Origin of the sequence: Streptococcus sp. HMSC073D05, assembly GCF_001812015.1 — a bacterium.
Taxonomy (GTDB): Bacteria; Bacillota; Bacilli; order Lactobacillales; family Streptococcaceae; genus Streptococcus; species Streptococcus parasanguinis_D.
In genome coordinates, this window is the sequence record NZ_KV807489.1 from 379040 (window position 1) to 399444 (window position 20405).

At 41.9% G+C, this 20405-nt stretch carries 22 protein-coding genes and 1 pseudogene; 3 read left to right on the forward strand and 20 right to left on the reverse strand.

Annotated elements, in window-relative coordinates; translation table 11 throughout:
- Positions 1 to 35: 35 nt before the first annotated feature.
- From HMPREF2832_RS05245 to HMPREF2832_RS05265, 5 genes are all read right to left on the reverse strand, one after another.
- Positions 36 to 1082: a D-alanine--D-alanine ligase gene (locus tag HMPREF2832_RS05245; RefSeq protein ID WP_070505825.1), complete on the reverse strand. Its 1047-nt coding sequence runs from the start codon at positions 1080 to 1082 to the stop codon at positions 36 to 38.
- Positions 1083 to 1158: 76 nt separating this feature from the next.
- On the reverse strand, positions 1159 to 1755 hold the full coding sequence (gene recR, locus HMPREF2832_RS05250; protein ID WP_003002450.1) for a recombination mediator RecR: 597 nt from the start codon (positions 1753 to 1755) through the stop codon (positions 1159 to 1161).
- 10 nt (positions 1756 to 1765) lie between these two features.
- Positions 1766 to 3817 (reverse strand): penicillin-binding protein PBP2B, encoded by a 2052-nt coding sequence (gene pbp2b / locus HMPREF2832_RS05255; RefSeq protein WP_070505827.1) that lies wholly within the window; start codon positions 3815 to 3817, stop codon positions 1766 to 1768.
- Positions 3818 to 4238: 421 nt separating this feature from the next.
- Complete coding sequence (locus HMPREF2832_RS05260) at positions 4239 to 4871, reverse strand: DUF421 domain-containing protein (protein WP_070505829.1); 633 nt, start codon at positions 4869 to 4871, stop codon at positions 4239 to 4241.
- A complete protein-coding gene (locus tag HMPREF2832_RS05265; RefSeq protein ID WP_070505831.1) occupies positions 4868 to 5335 on the reverse strand; it encodes a DUF3290 family protein in 468 nt (155 codons plus the stop codon). Before HMPREF2832_RS05265 ends, HMPREF2832_RS05260 begins: the two co-directional genes overlap by 4 nt.
- A 135-nt stretch (positions 5336 to 5470) precedes the next feature.
- Here HMPREF2832_RS05265 and HMPREF2832_RS05270 point away from each other — a divergent pair, with 135 nt between their 5' ends.
- The 3 genes from HMPREF2832_RS05270 (at position 5471) to HMPREF2832_RS05280 (ending at position 7460) form a co-directional block, all read left to right on the forward strand.
- Positions 5471 to 6298 carry an exodeoxyribonuclease III gene (locus tag HMPREF2832_RS05270; protein ID WP_070505833.1) on the forward strand — a complete coding sequence of 276 codons (828 nt, stop codon included), beginning with the start codon at positions 5471 to 5473 and terminating at the stop codon, positions 6296 to 6298.
- Between the two features lie 11 nt (positions 6299 to 6309).
- Positions 6310 to 6696 (forward strand): bleomycin resistance protein, encoded by a 387-nt coding sequence (locus HMPREF2832_RS05275; protein ID WP_070505835.1) that lies wholly within the window; start codon positions 6310 to 6312, stop codon positions 6694 to 6696.
- Positions 6697 to 6866: 170 nt separating this feature from the next.
- Positions 6867 to 7460, forward strand: coding sequence for a helix-turn-helix domain-containing protein (locus tag HMPREF2832_RS05280; protein WP_031577145.1), 594 nt, complete (start codon positions 6867 to 6869; stop codon positions 7458 to 7460).
- A 106-nt stretch (positions 7461 to 7566) separates the two neighbouring features.
- Here the strand turns inward: HMPREF2832_RS05280 and HMPREF2832_RS09835 are convergent.
- The 15 genes and pseudogenes from HMPREF2832_RS09835 to HMPREF2832_RS05350 form a co-directional block, all read right to left on the reverse strand.
- A pseudogene (locus HMPREF2832_RS09835) lies at positions 7567 to 7776 on the reverse strand (PaaI family thioesterase); the annotation flags it as partial.
- 168 nt (positions 7777 to 7944) lie between these two features.
- Positions 7945 to 9912: a peptide ABC transporter substrate-binding protein gene (locus HMPREF2832_RS05285; protein ID WP_070505837.1), complete on the reverse strand. Its 1968-nt coding sequence runs from the start codon at positions 9910 to 9912 to the stop codon at positions 7945 to 7947.
- Positions 9913 to 10177: 265 nt separating this feature from the next.
- Positions 10178 to 10801, reverse strand: a complete 624-nt coding sequence (nth, locus tag HMPREF2832_RS05290) for an endonuclease III (protein ID WP_070505839.1) — start codon at positions 10799 to 10801, stop codon at positions 10178 to 10180.
- Between the two features lie 104 nt (positions 10802 to 10905).
- Positions 10906 to 11214, reverse strand: a complete 309-nt coding sequence (locus HMPREF2832_RS05295; protein WP_049483430.1) for a YjgN family protein — start codon at positions 11212 to 11214, stop codon at positions 10906 to 10908.
- Positions 11215 to 11236: 22 nt separating this feature from the next.
- Complete coding sequence (locus HMPREF2832_RS05300) at positions 11237 to 11929, reverse strand: 5'-methylthioadenosine/adenosylhomocysteine nucleosidase (RefSeq protein WP_070505841.1); 693 nt, start codon at positions 11927 to 11929, stop codon at positions 11237 to 11239.
- Positions 11930 to 11953: 24 nt separating this feature from the next.
- Entirely contained in the window at positions 11954 to 12289 is a 336-nt protein-coding gene (macP, locus tag HMPREF2832_RS05305) for a cell wall synthase accessory phosphoprotein MacP (protein WP_023917587.1), read from the reverse strand.
- Between the two features lie 11 nt (positions 12290 to 12300).
- Positions 12301 to 12846: an NUDIX hydrolase gene (locus tag HMPREF2832_RS05310; protein WP_003006238.1), complete on the reverse strand. Its 546-nt coding sequence runs from the start codon at positions 12844 to 12846 to the stop codon at positions 12301 to 12303.
- 9 nt (positions 12847 to 12855) lie between these two features.
- Positions 12856 to 14235: a bifunctional UDP-N-acetylglucosamine diphosphorylase/glucosamine-1-phosphate N-acetyltransferase GlmU gene (gene glmU, locus HMPREF2832_RS05315; RefSeq protein ID WP_049491613.1), complete on the reverse strand. Its 1380-nt coding sequence runs from the start codon at positions 14233 to 14235 to the stop codon at positions 12856 to 12858.
- A gap of 379 nt (positions 14236 to 14614) precedes the next feature.
- Positions 14615 to 15055, reverse strand: coding sequence for an ASCH domain-containing protein (locus HMPREF2832_RS05320; RefSeq protein ID WP_070505843.1), 441 nt, complete (start codon positions 15053 to 15055; stop codon positions 14615 to 14617).
- Positions 15052 to 15549: an NUDIX hydrolase gene (locus HMPREF2832_RS05325; RefSeq protein ID WP_070505845.1), complete on the reverse strand. Its 498-nt coding sequence runs from the start codon at positions 15547 to 15549 to the stop codon at positions 15052 to 15054. The genes HMPREF2832_RS05320 and HMPREF2832_RS05325 overlap by 4 nt, the downstream gene beginning before the upstream one ends.
- A 99-nt stretch (positions 15550 to 15648) precedes the next feature.
- Complete coding sequence (locus tag HMPREF2832_RS05330; protein ID WP_070505847.1) at positions 15649 to 16851, reverse strand: ABC transporter permease; 1203 nt, start codon at positions 16849 to 16851, stop codon at positions 15649 to 15651.
- 4 nt (positions 16852 to 16855) lie between these two features.
- Positions 16856 to 17515 carry an ABC transporter ATP-binding protein gene (locus HMPREF2832_RS05335; protein ID WP_070505849.1) on the reverse strand — a complete coding sequence of 220 codons (660 nt, stop codon included), beginning with the start codon at positions 17513 to 17515 and terminating at the stop codon, positions 16856 to 16858.
- Positions 17516 to 17894: 379 nt separating this feature from the next.
- Positions 17895 to 18593, reverse strand: coding sequence for a 3-oxoacyl-ACP reductase (locus HMPREF2832_RS05340; RefSeq protein ID WP_070505851.1), 699 nt, complete (start codon positions 18591 to 18593; stop codon positions 17895 to 17897).
- On the reverse strand, positions 18586 to 18822 hold the full coding sequence (locus HMPREF2832_RS05345) for a DUF2829 domain-containing protein (RefSeq protein ID WP_000141913.1): 237 nt from the start codon (positions 18820 to 18822) through the stop codon (positions 18586 to 18588). Before HMPREF2832_RS05345 ends, HMPREF2832_RS05340 begins: the two co-directional genes overlap by 8 nt.
- 105 nt (positions 18823 to 18927) lie before the next feature.
- Positions 18928 to 20319: an APC family permease gene (locus HMPREF2832_RS05350; protein WP_070465515.1), complete on the reverse strand. Its 1392-nt coding sequence runs from the start codon at positions 20317 to 20319 to the stop codon at positions 18928 to 18930.
- Positions 20320 to 20405 lie beyond the last annotated feature (86 nt).

Below are 20405 nucleotides of genomic sequence, written 5' to 3' on the forward strand. Positions count from 1 at the left end.
ACGAATTACCGATTTCTGTCCCACTCTCTCTTTTCTTACAACAAATGCGCTTCGTGTTTTTGGAAGACTTCTTTTCCAAGCTCTACTAACTTGGTGATCAAATCTGTATAGTTGAGTCCCATATTGTCCCAAAGCAAGGGATACATAGACCATTGGGTAAATCCTGGCATGGTATTGAGTTCGTTTAAGAAGATCTCTCCTTTATCGGTATAGAAGAAATCACAACGCGCTAAACCTAGACCACCGATCGCACGAAAGGCTTTTTCTGCGTTGGTCCGCATAGTTTTCACAACCTCAGGGTCCAATTGAGCTGGAATCGCCATGGTAATTTTGTTGTCGATGTATTTGGCATCATAATCATAGAAGGCCACATCTTTCACAACTTCACCTGGCAAGGTGCTCTTCACATCATAGTTTCCAAGTAGTCCAACTTCGATCTCACGCGCATTAACCCCTTGTTCTACTAAGACACGGCTATCGTACTTGAAGGCCAATTCGAGAGCAGTCCGAAGCTCTGTTTGGTTTTCAGATTTTGAAATCCCTACGCTAGAACCCATATTAGATGGTTTGGTAAAGACAGGATAAGAGAGAGTTGCTTTAATTGCAGCAATTTTCTCATCCACGTCATCGCCTTCCACTACAGCTACATAAGGAACTTGCGGAATTCCTGCAGACTCCAAGACCCGTTTGGTCGTGATCTTGTCCATCGCAACACTGGAAGCTAGGATACCACAGCCAACATAAGGCATCTTCAAGACTTCTAAGAAGCCTTGAATGGAACCATCTTCTCCCATTGGTCCATGAAGAACTGGAAAGACTACTGCTCCTTCCTTGTAAATCCCAGATGGAGCCACTTTTTTAGACCAGTCCACTGTTTCATTGGTCATCAATTTCTCATCATCCGCTGGTTTCTCTTCAAACGCTTGCGTCTGGATGAAATCTCCTGACTGCGTAATAAAGTAGGTTTGAACCGAAAATGCTTGGTAATCAATCGCGCGCATCACGCTTTCTGCTGAAAGAACAGATACTTCACGTTCTGCACTACGTCCACCATACAACAGGATTAAGTCTTGTTTACTCATAGTTTCTCCCTAATTGTTCCCTTGATTTCTTACTTGATAGTATACCACAATGATAGCCCTTTCGAAAGAACTTCTCTTATAATTCTGTCCGATTTTCAATCGCGCGAAGCAAGGTCACTTCGTCCGCATACTCGATATCGGCTCCAACTGCTAGCCCCCGTGCCAAACGAGTCACTTTGATCCCTGCTGGTTTGAGCACACGCGAGATATACATAGATGTCGCTTCCCCGTCTGCCGTCGCATTGGTCGCAACAATGACCTCTGTGACTGTTCCATCCATCAAGCGACTAATCAAACTCTTGAGATTGATATCATCGGGTCCCACGCCATTCATGGGCGAGATCAAGCCATGCAAGACATGGTAACGGCCATGGTATTCCTGGATATTTTCCATAGCAGATACATCCCTGCTATCTTCTACAACAAGTATGAGGGATGGATCCCGCGTTTCATCTCGACAAATCTCGCAGGTTTCTTCATCGGTTAAATTGCCACAAATACTGCAATACCCTAGCTCACGCTTGGCATTCAGTAAGTTTTTGGCAAATTCATTCACATCATCATCTGACATACCAATGGTGTAAAAAGCCAGACGAGTCGCTGTTTTGATACCAATTCCTGGTAACTTCGAATAGCTGTCAATTAATTTTGCAATAGGTGCTGGATAAAGCATAGTTTCCTCTCTAATTCATGGGGTGTTTCTGATTGTATAAATTAATAATGTCACGCGTAATGGAATGACTGACCGTCGCTTGTAGATTGGTATTATGTGGAAAAACCACTGCTACTGCAATCTTTGGATTGTTTGACGGTGCATAAGCCACCACATTGGTATTAATGGCTTGTTTGCCTCCATCGACTGTGGTTTCGGCCGTACCGGTCTTGGCACTAATAGAGACACTAGCACCTTGACCGACGGTTTTCCCTGTCGTCAACCCACTCGTACCATTGGCAACCTGGTAGAATCCTTGCTTGATCAAAGCCATGTCCTCAGCAGAGATATGGACCTGATTGAGCTCCTTGGTTTCGATCGCTTTTTTCAACTGACCAAGCCCCCCTTGATCATTATTGTCATAGATACCTTCGACGACATGAGGACTCACCCTCTTCCCATCATTTGCAACGGTTGCCGCATACTGGGCCAATTGCATCGGTGTATAGTTGTCAAACTGGCCAAAGGCATTGGTCAAATAATTACCGACTGTGTAGTCTTTTGGAATAAAACCGGTCGATTCATTGGGAAGGTCAATCCCCGTTGATGTCCCAAGACCATACTCTGCAAAAGTAGAGCGCAGTTTTTTCATAGCCGGTTCAACCTGATCCACTTGTAAGGTCATGTTTGGGGTGTAAGGTTGCCCCATCATCTTAAGGGCAATTTGGACCATATAGGTATTGGAAGAGTATTCCAATGCTTCCACCGCATTGATGGAACGACTACCGTATTGGGTAAACCAAGAATTGATAGGAGCTGATCCTGCAAAAACAATCGGCTGATCGGTCAGCACCTGATTGCCGGAAATGGCTCCATTTTCCCATCCCGAAGTCAAGGTCGCTCCTTTGACCACGGATCCTGGAACGAAGACGTTGGTCACTGTTCCCAATGCATCTGCTGATAGATCTTGACTACCAGCCTGGTGTTTAATCCCTGCCATGGCAAGGACCTTCCCTGTATCGGGCTCCAGAGCTACGGCATAGACACCTTCGGAGTAGGTCGCATTTCCAGCTTGCAACTCTGCGCTAAAGGCGGAGCGAAGGATATCTTCCACTCCTTTTTGGAAATCCAAATCAATCGAGAGCTTGAGGTTTTCTCCTTTGGCCCCTTTTGAAACGTCAACCACTTTCTCCATGTTGCCATTTTTATCTAGGAGAATTTCTTTTTCACTGCGTTTTCCTTGAAGGACATTTTCGTATTCTTTCTCCAAATAAGAGGTACCAACCCGGTCATTGAGAGCATAACCTTTTTTGACATAGTCCTCAACCTCTTCTGCTGGAAGCCCCGCCTGCTCGGTCGATACGTTTCCAATAATAGAAGCTAAAGGAGTGTCCAAAACCTTGCGGTCCCAGCTAGTCGTGATGGCAATTCCCGGAAGGTCCTGACTGTCCGCAGCGATGGTCGCAATCTGTTCAGCTCCTAGTGCTTGCGTCGAAATGATTCCCGTCGCAAAATTCTCTACCGCATTCATCTGGCTATAGAGATAAATAATCTTTTTCTCATCATCTGTATAGCCGAGTTTTGAAGGGTCGATACTATCCACTGCCGCTTGATAAATCTTGGCTTCTGGCAGTCGGTTGCCATCGGTATCAAATTTCTTTTTCTCAGGCAGGTGTTCCACGACCTCTTGGTAGACCTTGGTATTGGCTAGATAGTAATCTACTTCTTGCCGTTCGGTTACTTGAGGATTTTCTACGTCCACATACTGTAAGAGTTTCCCAGCTGTCTCTCGCATTTCTTGGGCCGTCATTTTACGATCACGTGTAAAAGTCAGGACCTGTTTTCCCACATTTTCTACCAAGGGCTTACCAGAAGCATCATAAATTTGCCCTCGCACACTCCCTTGTTTGACCGTCTTTTTGGTAGCTTTTGCCAATTTATCCGTATAGTAGGCTTGGTGAGAGATCTGCATATAGCCAAGTCGGGTAATCAGAACCAAAAAAAGAAGGCAAATCAAACTAAACAGCAGATAGAGTCTGCGTGTGATCGAATGATTCTCAAACTTCCGTATTTTCTTCTTCATGAAATGTTCTATCCTTCTTTTCTAATCAACACTTACCTTCCATTTTACTATTTTTCCAAGAGTATCTCAAGAAAAGGAAGAGACCTTTCCTGGAATTTTATGAAGAAAAAAGATTGGACCTGCTCGCCCAATCTTGAAATTAACACAAACTTTTTTACATGTACAACCTTATGTGAGGTGGTTGAAAAAATATTGATTTTTAATTTTTAAGCTTATTCAAGCATATGTCGAAACTTTCCGCCGTGAGAAAAGTTCCTGAAACACAATTGTTTCAGGAACTCGGGAGTTTTGAAACTTTAGGTTCAAAACTAAGTCATGGAACTTCGTAGAAGTTCGCTGACGTCCGTACTCACCTAAGGAAAGTTTTTAAGAATATTTTGTCTTCAATTTGAGATTGGACATGCTCGCCCAATCTTTTTTTCTAATAAGTCACAACATTGATTTTTCCTTTGTCATACTCAGCAATGAAAATATCCAAAACGTTGTCATAGCCTTCTTTTTCCAATTCAGCCAGCAACCACTCTTCGCTTTTTCCAATTGTTTCCAAAATTTCAAGCTGAACCACTCCATCCGTAATGATCGGATATTTAGGATTTTCATCCCCCGCACGGACAATAATCAATTGACCATTTTGTTCAATAACAGCGCGCTTCACATCTTTTAATTGGAAAATTCCTTGTGAACGCAATTTCAAGGCAACATCTGAAGCAGAAAGTCCCTTGGATCGACAAGCTTCCGGATCAAGCTTCCCATTTTTGATAATGACAGTTGGTTTGCCATCGATCAAGTGCTTCATAAAACGGACATTGGTATTGAGCCATTTTAAGAGCAAGATCAAAATAGTCCACATCAAGAGAATCACTATGTATTGAAGAATGGTAATGGAGCTATTGTAAATCACCCCACCAATAATTCCCCCCAGAACATAGTTCTGTATCTGGTCTACTGCAGAACTTGGTGCTAAGTTTCCTTTCCCGGTCACATTGATCACAAATACCAAGGAAATCAAGCCAAGAGCTAATTTAATCAAAATGGTTATAAAATTTACTGTCATTTGTTCACCTCCACAAGTTCTACGTCTGTTTTATATAGATCCATCTTTTCTAATAGATAGCGATCCGGGTCAGAGCCTGCGATAGCTCGGTAATAAACCTCTCCAACTTTCAGAATCGCCCCATCTGTGGCCGCTGAAGTATTGACATAGACATCTTCTTTTTTGACATCCAACTCCTTTGAGATGACTTCAATAAAATGGAGTGAGCGTTGGAACTGGTCATTATTACTTTGGCTATATTGAAAATTGCTGATACTGATCAAGACCACTACCACCAGAGTTAAAATGGAGATAATAGACAATTCGCGGAATTTGCTATCGTGCTTATTGCTATCGTGCTTATTCCGATAGGCTTTCGCCACAAAAAAACCAGTCAGAAGAATGAGCAAGCCAGATATCCCAATGGTCACCCAGTTTTGCTGGCTGATCTGACTCAATACATAGTCATAAGAGTAAAATTTCATAAACAACTCCCTTTCTCCAAATGAATTCAAGCTATTATAACGGATTTTATAAGAATTTTCAAGGCATTGTGATCAGGAAATCATTAAAATTTTGTTATAATAAAACTATCAATTATGTCAAGAAAAGGAAACACAATGAAACTCATTTCATGGAATATCGACTCGCTAAACGCTGCATTGACTAGCGACTCAGCACGCGCCAAACTCTCTCAAGAAGTCCTTCAAACCTTGGTTGCTGAGGATGCGGATATCATTGCCATTCAAGAAACCAAGTTATCCGCCAAAGGTCCTACTAAAAAACACCTCGAAATCCTTGAGGAGCTCTTCCCTGGCTACGAAAATACCTGGCGTTCCTCTCAAGAGCCTGCTCGCAAAGGCTATGCTGGAACCATGTTCCTCTATAAAAAAGAACTTACTCCCATTGTGACTTTCCCAGAAATCGGAGCTCCTTCGACCATGGACTTGGAAGGTCGGATCATTACACTAGAATTTGATCACTTTTTCGTGACTCAGGTCTACACACCAAACGCTGGTGATGGACTCAAACGTTTGGAAGAACGTCAAGTCTGGGATGTCAAATATGCGGAATACTTGACTGAACTAGACAAGCAAAAGCCTGTTCTTGCTACAGGTGACTACAATGTCGCTCACAAGGAAATCGACCTCGCCAACCCTGCCAGCAACCGCCGTTCACCAGGTTTCACAGACGAAGAACGTGAAGGATTTACAAATCTTTTGGCCAAAGGATTTACAGATACCTTCCGCCATGTCCATGGTGATGTCCCAGAACGCTACACTTGGTGGGCACAACGAAGTAAAACCTCAAAAATCAACAACACAGGCTGGAGAATCGACTATTGGTTGACCTCAAACCGCATTGCTGACAAGGTCACTAAATCAGATATGATTGACTCAGGCGCTCGTCAAGATCATACACCAATTGTGATGGAGATTGAACTCTAAGGAGAAAGCTAATGGACTATCAAGCTGTCATCCCCGAATTTGTGGTATCCAACATCGAAAAATCGCGCTACTTCTACTGCAACTTGCTGGGCTTCTCTGTCGAATACGAACGCCCCGAGGAGAAATTTCTCTTCCTCTCCCTTGAAGACTGCCAACTCATGTTAGAAGAAGGCGACGCAGAAGAATTAGCTCAGCTGACTTATCCTTTCGGGCGTGGTGTCAATATTTCCTTTGGCATTGAGGATGTTCCTCAGCTCCACCAAAAACTGCTGGAAGCTGACTATCACATCCATCGTCCCCTGACCAAAAGAAAATTTCGTGTTGACGACCATTTTATCTATCCTCATGAATTTGCAGTTTTAGACCCAGATGGCTATTTTTTAAGATTTAGTGAATAAGAAAAAGGAGGTTGTTGGCCTCTTTTTCAGTAAGTAAATATAAATTGACAGAACTGTAAATCCAGTGACAGAAACCTTTGCTAAAGCCCATGAAATCAGCATGTCAAAGAACTTTGATAGCCATTTTTTGTATAATTGAGTAGAATGAAATCAGAAAGCGAGGAAATCTTATGCAAGTCGGAAAGCAGATCCAGCACTATCGTAAAGAGAAAAATTTATCTCAAGATGATTTGGCTGAAATCATCTTTGTCAGCCGTCAATCCATTTCCAACTGGGAACGCGGAGCAACCTACCCTGATATTCAAAACCTGCTTTTACTGAGCAAGGTCTTTGAAGTGTCATTGGACCAACTCATAAAAGGAGATGTGGAAACCATGAAACAAATTATTCACGACCAAGAATTTATGCGCTATCAAAAAGATGGAGTGGTTTTTACCATTTTACTAATTGGAAGTCCTATAATAATGATTCCTCTAATTCTTTATCTGGAATGGTTCGGTATCGCTATTAGTTGCTTGATTTATGCTATCACAATGTTCTACGCCCTACGCATTGAGAAATTTAAGAAACAGCATAATCTTCGTACCTTTCGCCAGATTGTCGCCTATGATCAAGGACGCAGCCTGAGCGAGATTGAAGAAGCCGAGGAAAGGGGCAAGGCTCCTTACCAAAATATTATCCTTCCTGTTCTATTTTGCCTTGGAATTGGAGCTATTGCTCTGTTGTTTTCTTGGCTCTTACTGACTTTCTTCCCTATCAAATAAAAGCGAAGTCATCAGACCTCGCTTTTCAAATGTCTTTAAAGTTATAGAGTTGCGGATAGTGATCACACTCGGGATTTTTGGGATGTAACTTCCTACTCATGCTTTCCTATATCCTCACCTGTCTATCTTCAGACCGTTGGCCTGTGACAAACATGGTGAAGGTTGCCTTGCAGACATTTCGGTCATCTTGGTTGGTGATATCTACATCGACGACACAGGTTGTACGACCTTGATGGACACATTCCCCCCTGATGGTTAGGACATCCCCTAGATTGCCAGCTTTCAAATAGTTGATAGAAGACTGGAGCGTCCCACCTCCGCACAGTTGAGTAGGGCTGTAAAAGCTGATGAAATCAGCGTAGTATATCCCACTCAACCACTGCGTCTTGCTCGACAATCCAAAAACAATTAAGAGGCTAGGACTTTTGTCCCAGCCTCGACTTTTTTATCTTCATTGATAGACCAATGATTGATTTTTTATTTTTTATTTTTTCTTCTCAATGTGATCTTTGAGATCTTCTTGAGCTTTTTTATTGGATTCTGCTTTTTTCTTCAACCATTCTTCTTTGGCCTTGTTAAAGTCTTTGGTTGTGACAACATCTTTGGACATTTCAAGGTATTTGTAGAATGTTCCTGTTCCTTTTGTACCAACCCATGAAGCAGCACGACTGTATGGTACGGTCCGTTGAAGCATTGGAGAACCACCATTTGAAACAGTTGGAAGCGTAATCGCACTATCCGTCAACCAAGCTTGTGCTGCTGCATATTTTTCGTAGCGTTTTGCTTGATCCAACAATTCAGCATCGGCATCTTTCAACATGTTAGCGTATTGATCCAAACCAACTGTTGCAATGGCTGGATTATTTGAACCTGCATCAATACCAAGATAGTAGAAGACAGAACCATTTACTGGGCTGATACTTTCGAGGTAAGTCGATGGGTCTTGGTAGTCAGGAGCCCAACCACCGCCTGAGATATCGTAATCTCTCGCAGCAGCAGTATCGCTGAAGTAGGTGATATTTTGGAAATCATCATCCGAAACCTTTTGAAGGTCTACAACGACATTGTCTGCACCAAGCGCTGACTCTACAGATTGTTTGAAGGAGCTCGCTTGTTGGACCATGCTGTTGTCCACTTGGCTGACAATGTAGTCCAAATGAATTGGGAATTGAACGCCTTGTTTTTGCAATTCAGCTTTGGCTTTCGCAAAGGAAGCTTTGGCTTTTTCTGGGTTGTAAAGGCTCGTTTGACCATCGGCCAGGCTCACACCCTTCCATTGATCCCCATAGGTAACCAATTGTTTTTCAACGACTTTACCAAAATCTTCTCCATTGACTTGGACATAAGTTGGTGGCACCAAAGTGCTACGAAGGGTATTTTCAGCCGCATCAGATCCAGATACTTGTGCCGCATATGATTTGCGGTCAAAGCCAAAGTTCACCGCTTGACGGAAGTCCTTGTTCAGAATTGCTTTCTTAGTAGAAGCTTTTTGTTCATCCGTTGTTTTGGCAGTGTGGTCATACTTTTGACGGTCCAAGTTGAATCCAAGATAGTAGGATGTTCCCAATTGCAAACCGTAGACAATGTTGTCGCCAAAGTTTTTCTTGACACTCTTATAAGTCGAGCTGTTTGGCATAACAGATGCAAAGGAATATTGACCTTTTTCAAAGTTTTTAATGATAGAATCTGGGTTTGATCCATCGTTAAAGGTCAATTTGACATTGTCGATATGAACATTTTTCGCATCGTAATAGTCTTTGTTCTTGACCAATTCAATTTCAGATTTTGAAGTCAAAGATTTCAAGTAGAATGGACCATTGTATAAGATGCTGCTAGGTTTCAAAGAACCAAAATCTTTTCCTTGAGATTTCAAGAAATCCGCATTGACTGGGAAAAGAACACCTGAGGTTGTTTTTGAGTTCCAGAAGCTTTCTGGACGAACCAAAGTATATTGGATGGTGTGGTCGTCTAAGGCTTTGACACCAACTGTGTTAAAGTCTTTGGTTTCCCCTTTTACGTAGGCATCCAAACCTTTGATCGAATTTTGAATCAAGAAGAGACCTTCTGATTTAGACTCAACCGCGTGTTTGATCCCTGTAACAAAGTCTTGAGCCGTTACAGCACCATATTCTTCTCCTTCACTCGTATACCATTTGGCATCCTTACGAAGTTTGTAAGTATAGGTTAATCCATCTTCAGAGACAGTCCAATCTTCTGCTAGACTTGGCACAAAGTTTCCGTATCGGTCGTTTTCAAGAAGACCATCTACAAGGTTACTTGTGACATCTGAAGTTGTTGTACGAGTTGCAGCGATGTAATCCAAGGTATTTGGGTCGGCTGAATAGACAAATGAGTAGGTTGCTTGATTGCTACTACCACCGCTACATGCTGCTAAGAGAAAGGCACCTGCAACGGAAACTCCTGCAAGAGCTAACAGTTTTTTTGCTTTCATCACTATCTCCTTATGTTAGATTTTCTACCATTATACACTATTTCTTAAAAAAAACCAAATTTATTTAAAAAAAGTTCGTTATTTCTGAATGAATATAATAAGATGTCAAGAAACATCGATCTAAAAACAGTTTCAACCGAGCCGGAAACTTGATCCTATAGAGCCAACACCATCGTCAACCAAGACCTCCCTATTTCATCCTTTTAATAATTATACGTTTTACGTAAAAAAAGACCCCCGCTAGTCTATGCGGAGGGTCTCCTGTTTAATCAAAATGATAGAGCTGTGGGTACTGATCACATTCAGGATTTTTAGGATGGCAAATGGCCCGTCCAAAATAGATCATCGCCTGATGAGCTGGGAGCCAGAGTTCAGGAGGAAGAACGTCCATGACCCGTTTTTCCACTTCTAATGGGGTAGCGGATTTCTTGACGATGTCATGGTGCTTGCAAATCCGTTCCACATGCGTATCGACAGCAAAGGCGGGGATCCCAAATCCCACACTCATAACCACATTAGCTGTTTTCCGTCCCACTCCGGCTAAGCTCTCTAATTCCTCCCGTGTCTGAGGGACTTGGCCATCAAAGTTGTCTAGCAATTGTTGGGCACATTTTTTGAGAAACTTAGCCTTATTGCGATAGAGGCCTAATTTGGAAATGTGCTTGGCGATATCTGCTTCACTAGCCGCTGCCATGGCTTGAGGGGTTGGAAAAGCCGCAAACAAACCTGGTGTCGCTTTGTTAACAGCCGCATCAGTCGTCTGAGCCGAGAGCATAACCGCTACTAACAATTCAAAATGATTACGAAAATCCAGACTCGGTTTAGCATCTGGAAAAAGGGCGATAATTTCTTCAATCACATGGCGTGCCCGTTTCTTTGATAAAACCATATTCTCTCCTTTACATTACTTGTCTTTATTATAGCATGAAAGTTCCCTATTTCTGAAAGATTCGGCTTCAAAAAAGGACTAGTCCTTAGACGAGTCCTTTTCAATTAGTCTATAAAATGAGTATGCTTGGTAATCCATTGTGTGACCTTGATATTTAACCAGAACACATAGATACCAAATGTAATGATGGTAAAGAACCACCATTTGATCCAATTTCCAAATAACTGCATAGCCGTGCCGTCAAAATACTGACGACGACCATCAATCACGGTATGCTTGACCTTCCAGTTATACATAATGCACACGCCCCAAGGAGCACAAATCCCCAAAGTCAATACTGTAATGAAGGTTGCTAATAAAACATAGCCAATATAGGAAAATAGGCCTCCATCAAAATACGATTCACGATACATGTTCAATTTCCCTATATTTTTTCTACACCAATCTCTTCAAGAAAGTAATCAGGGTTTGAGCAGAGCGTTCGCCAGCCTCTACGATAAATTTATCAAAAGAAATATTGGCTGCGTGATCTGCTGTATCACTCATGGCGCGAATAACCATAAAGGGACGTCCAGCTGCATGAGCGGCTTGGGCAATGGCTGCCCCTTCCATCTCAACTGCCAAGACTTCTGGGAAATGCTCCCGAATTGCTGCGACTTTTTCTTCACTCGCGATAAAGCTATCTCCTGTTGTAATCAAGCCTACATGTGTGGTTGCAGCTTCTTCTTCCAGAACTTTTTTCATTTCTGATACGAAATAGCGACTGGATTCAAAGTAAAGTGGTTGACCTGCCATTTGACCATACTTATAACCAAAGGCTGTCACATCCACATCATGATAGGCCAATTTGTCTGCAAGGACGATATCCCCAACGGCCATTCCCGGTGCAACGGCACCTGCAGAACCCGTATTGATAATGGCTTCCACTTTGAAATCATTGGACAAGACTGCTACACTCATAGCAGACATGACTTTTCCGATACCACTTTCCACCAAAACGACCTCATGGCGTCCAATTGATCCTGTATAGTAGACTTTTCCAAGACGCAGATGCTTTTCCCCATTTTCAAGGGCTTCAACCAAGATCTTCAACTCCTGGGGCATGGCTGCGATAATTCCAATTTTCATGTCATTTCTCTCCTTGTGACGACCCTATAGACGCCAAATAGCAATGATCAAGGCAATGAGGAGCACAATGATCCAGAACAAAATCTTATTGAGTTTGGATTGGACCACACTTTGTTTGCGTTCTTCAATGCGACGACTCTTGGTCACTGTGGGCTCCACTTGGATCTGCACAGTATCCTGAGAATAGCTCTCCTGTGGACGCTCCATACGACTCTCTCTCATAGGACGTTCGTAGCCAAATCCTCTGTGGTCTGTCCGAATAATCTTCGTTTCTTCAGCATCGACCATATTAGGACCGGTGATGTCCTCACCTCGCCTTGCTCGTTCAATCATTTCATCGGTTAATAAAGGTTTTCCCATCGGATCCTCCTCTATTTATTGATTAAGTCCCAATATTGGATGGCCATGATGGTTTTGGCATCACAGATTTCGCCAGTTTGGATCAAATCTTTCGCTTCCTTCAAGGTCACTTCTAATAACTCTAAGGTCTCATCCGCATCTTGTGGACGTGGATTTTCCACCTTTTTCAAGTTGGTCGCACCATAAAGTTTGATCCGCTCATTACAAAATCCAATGGCTGAATAAAAATCATACAACAACTCTAGATCCGCTGTGTAGCCAATTTCTTCTTCCAATTCGCGCAGAGCAGCCGCTTTAGGGTCTGCATTTTCTCCCTTTTCTAACTTCCCTGCTGGAATCTCCACCGAGGTCCGTTCAATCGCCTTGCGGTACTGCTTGACCAAGATCGTTTTCCCATCTTCTGTGATCGGCAAAACCGCTACTGCTCCGTTATGGAAGATTAAATCACGCTGCGCTTGGCCTTTTCCAGCGGGTAGTTCTACTTGATCAGTGACCACTTGGAAAATCGGTCCCTGATAAATCTCCTTGCGCTCAATGGTTTTTTCTTCAAATTGCATGAGAATCTCCTATTTATTTTTAGGATGGTGTGGCAAGCGAAGGGCATACTCTTCTTTATTCACTTGACGACCACGACCAATCGCAATCGCGTCAGCTGGAACATCCTTGGTAATGGTAGATCCAGCACCGACTAAGGAATTGTCGCCCAATTCAACTGGTGCAATGATGGTCGAATTTGAGCCAACAAAGACATTGTTTCCAATTGTCGTTTTAAACTTGTGTTGGCCATCATAATTCACCGTGATGGTTCCTGCACCAAAGTTGACGTTGCTGCCGACTTGGCAGTTGCCGATGTAGGTCAAATGACCTGCTTTAGTATTTTCGCCAATAGACGAACCTTTGACTTCGACAAAGTTTCCAATATGGACATCTTTGGCGAGGCTAGATCCTGGGCGAATATGAGCATATGGTCCTACCGTTACGCCATCGGCTACCGTGCTCTCTTCAATCATGGAGTTGGTAATAACGGCACCTGCCCCAATTTCACTATCCACAATATAGGTTCCATTGGTTAAAACTGTCTCAGCCCCAATTTTTGTATGGCCTTTCAGGGTAACATTGGCTTCGATTTGCACTTCTGGTGCGATCTCAACATCGACATCGATATAGGCCGCATCCGGATTGACAAAGCTCACCCCATTGACCATGTGGGCTTGGTTAATGCGACGACGCATGATGCTTTCTGCTGTTGCAAGGGCCACGCGGTCGTTAACCCCAAGACTTTCATCAAAATCTTTGAGCGTATAGGCCCCGACTTTTTCACCAGATTCGCGGAAAATACCGATGACATCCGTGATATAGTATTCACCTTGGGCATTGTTTGTGTTGATATTTTTCAAAGCTTCAAAGAGGCGTGCATTGTCAAAGACATAAGTCCCTGTATTGATTTCTTTAATTTGTTTTTCAAAATCTGTCGCATCTTTTTGCTCAACAATTCGAAGCACTTCCGCATTGTCATTGCGGACAATCCGACCATAGCCAAATGGATTAGCTGCTTCGGCTGTCAAAATCGTTGCCACATTCTTGTGGTTGATATGAAAGTCGATCAAATGTTTGAGGCTTTCACCCGTAATCAAAGGAGTGTCACCTGCGATGACAAGAGTATGCCCTTCAAGACCTTCCAAGACTGGCTCTGCCATCATTACCGCATGACCAGTTCCTAATTGCTCTGTTTGCTTAACAAATTCTGTTTGTCCAGCTAATACTTGCTCCACCAATTCCGCCTTGTGGCCCACAACCGTTACAGTCTTCTCAGGTGAGATGGCTCCAACACTACGGAAAACATGTTCCAACATAGAGATCCCAGCAACCTTGTGAAGAACCTTAGGCAGATCTGATTTCATACGGGTACCTTTCCCCGCTGCTAAAATAATGGCATAATTTGGCATAACATTTCTCTTTTCTGTACAATATCGCTTACATTATACCATTTTTTAGCCCTTTTGGAAAATAAGACCCAAACCAAAAAACTCTCCTAGAAGGAGAGTTAGATTAAGATCAAATCTTCGTTGAGACTTTCCTTGGGTGAGTACGGACATCAGCGAACTTCTTCGAAGTTCCATGATTTAGTTTTGAACCTAAAGTTTCAAAACTCCCGAGCGCTTGAAACTTTTAGGTTTCAAGCGCTTTTCTCACAGCGGAAAGTCTCAAAAAATCTTTTAATAGTTCTAAGAACTGGGCAGTATTTTTAGCTTGACACAATCACTAGGTATTTTTTAATAGAAAACAGTTATTCTCTTTTCTGATTTTCTAAAAGAAAAGAGTGTTCTATAATGGATAAACCTTGCGAAATTCTTCTAAAACCACCTTGCTGTCAGGTGTAAACGTCAGACCTGCTTCTCCAAAGCAGTCTTTGAAAAAGTCTTCATGAACCTGACGCCAATTAGCCAGAGATTTGTCTCCTTCACCTTCCTTATAGGCATGGTCAGCTGACACTTGATGGAAAGGCTGAACAGAAACCTTTGTAATTTCGACAATGCAGACAGCTTGATCCTTACTGTCTAAAACAACATCAAAGGTTCCTTCTTGGGGAAGGGGTTCGTCCTCTACTGCGTAAAGATCGTAAGCTGAGGCAGTTGCTGTTTTTTCGCCTTTAAAGACCAGTTCCGCTAAAAGGTCTGGGTCCACTCCAAAGGCCCAGGCATCTATCTCATCTCCAATAGAGGGATTGATTTGCTTGTAGGCATTCCACATTTCTTGAGGTGTCATAGGTTCTCCTTTTTTTCTTTTACCTTCCAATTTCTATAGCTTGTCAGTTCTAATTCTGGAAATCCTCCTAACTCTGCCTTCACCTTCAATACTAAAGGAGAAGCATTGTCGGCAGTAATGTCTTCCACGTTCAACCAAATTGCTTTTGCTGAATCATTGCTTCCGTCAAGAACCTCCTGAGGAAGGGGTTTTTGAGGGCCTTCGAAATCAAGTTCTATATCATAAAAGACCATGATATGGTGTACAGCAAAGTCTTTCCCTTCTTCTTGAACCATCACATCGTAAATTCTAGGATTTGAAAAACTGCTAAGCGTATAGCCTGTCTCTTCAAGAACTTCTCGCTTTAGGGTTTCTGTCAGTCCTTCCCCTACTTCCTGGCTACCACCCGGTAGATCAAAACGATGCTGATAAGGGCCTCTTGTTTTTTCAATGCAGAGCAGTTTCCCGTCTTTAAAACAGACTCCGTAGACGCCAAAGTGATTTTTGATTTCCATCAAATCCTCCTACTTTCATTCAAAGCTCAGTCGATAGTGAAACCAGTATAGCTATTCTTTTTGCAACACCATCTCTTATTGACCCTAATCATTTCTTCTCTATTGATTTAATACCTTTTCAATATCAATTTTAGTAATTTTTCTAGATACCAATAATCCTGCAAAAACTGAAGTGAGTATCCCTATTAATACCGGGAACAACAATCTGGTAAGTTCAATATCTAGTGGTAACCCACTCAAAAAGATGATTAAATAAGAAATAGCAATTCCTATCACCAATCCCGCGCTTGTACCTCGTACTCCCATCATAAAGCTTTCAAATAAATATATTCTTTTTATCTGTCGATCAGATGCACCGATGATTTTAAAAGTTGCGATCTGTTTATGATTCTCCTGAATGGTAATGGCTAGAATATTGATGATATTAATAATCGCTACAATAGAGATAAGAACTATGATTAAGAGGATAAAAAGGTCGATGTAGGAAAACCATCTGGATAGCATATTGATAACATCCTGTTGTGTTGCTACAACAACATCTAATCCTGTTCCTGATAAAGATTGTTTTAAATTTTCATTTTTTAAAACAGTCTTTTCTATCTTCTTTGCTACTTCATTTAAATCTGTTCCATTTTTTACAGTAGCATTCAGATAGTAATACTTATTTGATGAAACGCTACTACTTTTTACATTTATTGCCATCATTTGATTTATTTCTGTTGGCAAGGTAGAAAATAACTGCGCTTCTTGCTTGTCTATAATGCCAGAAATTACAAACTTTTCATAATGATTATCAATCTTTATAGTCACCGTATCTCCGACATTCATTGATGTAGCCTTGTGTACGGAATCTCCGATTAATATTTCATTGTCCTTCTCTGGAAATTTCCCTTCAGCAATTCTAATATTCAGGTTTTTTAAATACTTTTCTTCTAGACAATGGATAGTATTGGAAACCGATGTTTTGCCATTTTGGAATTTGATATCATCCGTAAATAGTAGTTTTACACCTGTAATATTTTTTACTTCATCAATTTTTTTAACTCGATCAATATCATCACTAGAAAATAAAGGTAAAGCTTTATAATTCAGAGAATTTTCTTTATTACCAAAGGCAACAGTAACAACATTTTTATTTGCTACAGTCATTTCTTTAATCATTTTATTATAGAAAGAATTAGAAATGAGCATCACTAAAACAATTAGCAAAACAGAGATCGCTATTGACAGTCGAACTAATCTATATCTTCGTTTGTTAACTTCTAAATCTCTTTTAGCAATGAATAATATGGAATGATTCATTTTATCATCTCCTTACGTACTCAATTTTGCCATCAACAACTGTGCAAATAGACTGCATACTATTCGCCACCTTATCACTATGAGTTACTGTTATAATCGTGATACCTAACTCCTCATTGATCCGCTTCAACAATTCTATTATATTTTGTTCGTTAGCAGCATCTAAATTACCAGTAGGTTCATCCGCTATCAATATTTCTGGATTGTTAATAAGAGCTCTTGCCAAAGCAACTCTTTGTTTTTCACCTCCACTAATCTTATCAATACTCTTACTTAATATTTCCTTTGAAAGGCCTAGAGTGTTACAAATTTCGTTAATGTTATTCTCTCCATTTTCAAAAAAATATCTTGGAAGTAGAATATTCTCTTTCACCGTGAAACCTGAAATCAAATTAAAGTTTTGGAAGACACAGCCAATATTCCTACGCCTTACCTTACTCAAATTTTTCATATCTAAAATGGAACTACCACAGACTAAGATATCCCCCTCATTTAAACTGGTAATCCCTAATATTAATTTAACAAGAGTAGTTTTTCCTAATCCAGAACGGCCAATTATTGCAGTCGTGCTACCTTTTTTAAATTCAAAATTACAATTTTTGAAAATATATCTGACATTCGATCCATCACTAAAACATTTAGTAACATTCACTAATTTAATCATGACTTCACCTTCATTCCACAATAACTTAGCAAATCAATTGTACTATTCGTTTCTTCTAAAACAATCTCTTAAGGTTTCAGGTAGCCCATTCAAAAAGTTCTTCTGAACTTACCCTCAGTTATCTTCATAATTGTTATTATCCCTGTCTTTTTTTGGTGAAAAAGGCTAGATCTCCATCGTGACCAATCATAAAGAAATCTGATTCATCCTGATCACTCTGGTAGGTTTTATTTCGTTCAGTAAGATCTTCTTTAGCATAGAGGTATACCTGTCTCACCACTGTCCTAACTTAATTGTTCACCTCGGTTTGATCCTCTTTCAGTAAGGAAAAAACAATTACGTTTCTTAGCAAGATTTCAACTCTTGCTTTTTCATTTCCCTACTTCAAACTCCAACCACCATCAATTGTCAGGATTTGCCCTTGCATAGCAGACGCCTTACCGCTAGCCAAAAAGAGGCTGACTTCGGCTACTTCCTCTGGCTCAATCCAGCGCTTGATCGGCGTCTCACTGGCTACCCAGTCAGCCAATCCACCTGGTTCAAAATCCGCTGCGGTCATGCCTGTTTTGACAGCCCCAGGAGCAATCCCAAAGACCTGAATACCAGCTTCTGCATAATCCAGGGCCAACTGCTTGGTAAAGCCCGCTAGAGCATGCTTGGAGGAAGTATAAGCGTGGCCGCCTCCTCCTGCCAGGCTAGAAGCAATGGAGCACATATTGATGATGATACCTTGCTTCTTCTCCAACATTTGAGTCAGATAATACCGTGTCAACTCTATCGGGGTCACATAATTGATCTCAAAGATCTCCTGAATCTCCTCAGCGCTTTGCTCCAGAAGCGGTTTGTAATCATCCAAAACACCAGCTGTATTGCACAAGACATCGACCTCAGGACACCAGTCGAAAATTGGCGTCAAATCTAGGGTTAAGTCCCGCTGTAAGAAATGAAAATCACCTACTAACTGGGGATCCGCTCCCTGGTCCACCCCATAGACCTGGTAGCCCTTCTCTAGAAAGAGGCGAGCTTGAGCCAGACCAATCCCGGAACTCACGCCTGTAATCAAGACTCTTTTAGTCATGGACTTCCACCCAATCTGTCGCTAAAACATCACAAGGTGTTGGACTCCACATGGAGAAACCTTCACCCTCACCAGAGACGTTGATGAGGAAATAAGGCGTCACTTCCAGAGCCACCCCATTTTGCTCAATGGTATCAAAGAGTTGGACGTAGTTTTCTGCCCCACCCCATCCTGTTCGCACATATTTTTTCTTAGCCTTTAAGCCTGGTAAAATCTCTTCAAATGTCATGTTTTTTCTCCTTTGTTATCTAGTTAACTTTCTCCCTTTATTATACCAAAAAAAGAGCTTTCTCTATGTAAAAAGCCAGAGTTCTTCTACTCTAGCTTTCATCTTTTATTGATTTTCTTCTGAATGGCGATAGCCATAACCGAAATAAATTCCGACCCCGATCAAGAGAGCAACTCCGAAGGCCAGCCAGGTCGATAGGGAATACTGGGTCATAAAGGACAGACAGACCACAATCGACAGGATTGGCAAGACTGGAACCAAGGGTGTTTTAAATTCACCAGGTCCAGGAGCCCCGTGTTCCTTGCGCAATTTCAAGAGGGCAAAGGCCAACATAACCAGGTAAGCCAAGGTACAAATATTTAAGAAGGAAGCGATACTGGCTAGTGGAAAGACTCCACCAGCAATAGCAGCCATCGATCCAGCTACTAGTGTTGCATTTTTGGGAATTCTAGTTTTTGGATCAAGTTGTTTCATAGCTTTTGGCAGGAGACCATCCCGCGCCAAACTGTAAATCATCCGTGAGAGGGCAAAGGTCATGGAAATGCAGACGGTAATTAGGGTCAAAATCGCTACCAGCGATACATAATTTCCAGCCCAGCCGGCTCCGACTTGACGAAGGGCAAAGGCAACCGCGTCTTCTACATTTAAGTTCTTAAAAGGAACCATACCAGTCAAAACCAGGGTGACCAAGATATAAAGAACCGTTGTGATCAAGAGACTGAGGACAATCCCGCGAGGGACGTTCTTTTGTGGTTCCTTGATTTCATCGACCGCCATTGAAATGGACTCAAAACCAAGAAAGGCAAAGAACATGAGCGAAGCGCCAGCCATAATCCCTGTTTGACCACCATAGATTTCTCCAAATCCATACGGAGCAAAGTTTGCCCAGTTACCAGGATTTAGGTGAAAAATCCCGACAAGGATAAACAAGGCAAGAGCGGAGAACTTGAGTAAGACCAGCAAGGAATTAAAGCGTAAGACTGCTTTTGCATTCATAAGAACTAAGGCTGTGACGAGAACCATGACCAAAATAGGCAAGAGATCCACATAAGTTCCCTTAGCTGGATCAAAAGTCCCGTTTAAAGCCGTCGGCAGACTCCAGCCAAGATTGGCCAACAAGCCCTTGAAATAAGCAGCCCAACCTGAAGCCACCCCTGATACGGCTGTCATAAATTCCATCACGGTCAACCAACCGGCAATCCAGGCGGGAAACTCTCCAAAGATAGCATAGAGGTAACTATAGGCTCCACCAGTTGAAGGGATGCGAGATGCAAATTCTGCAAAGAAGAGGGCAGATAAGCCAACGCAAAAAGCCGCAATCACAATTGAAATAATGAGGGCTGGACCAGCTAAATTCGCGGCTGCTGTTCCCGTAATTGTGAAGATTCCTGTCCCCACCATGGCACCGATTCCTAAAATAATCAAATCCCACAATCGTAAATGGCGATTTAGACCTGGGTGTACTTGCCCAAGTCCCTTTTTTCGAAATAGATTCATGCATATTCTCCCATCTAATGAGTTTATTCTATCATACTTGAACAAGAAAAGGGAGTGGGACAGAAATCGGTAATTCGTTAGAATTC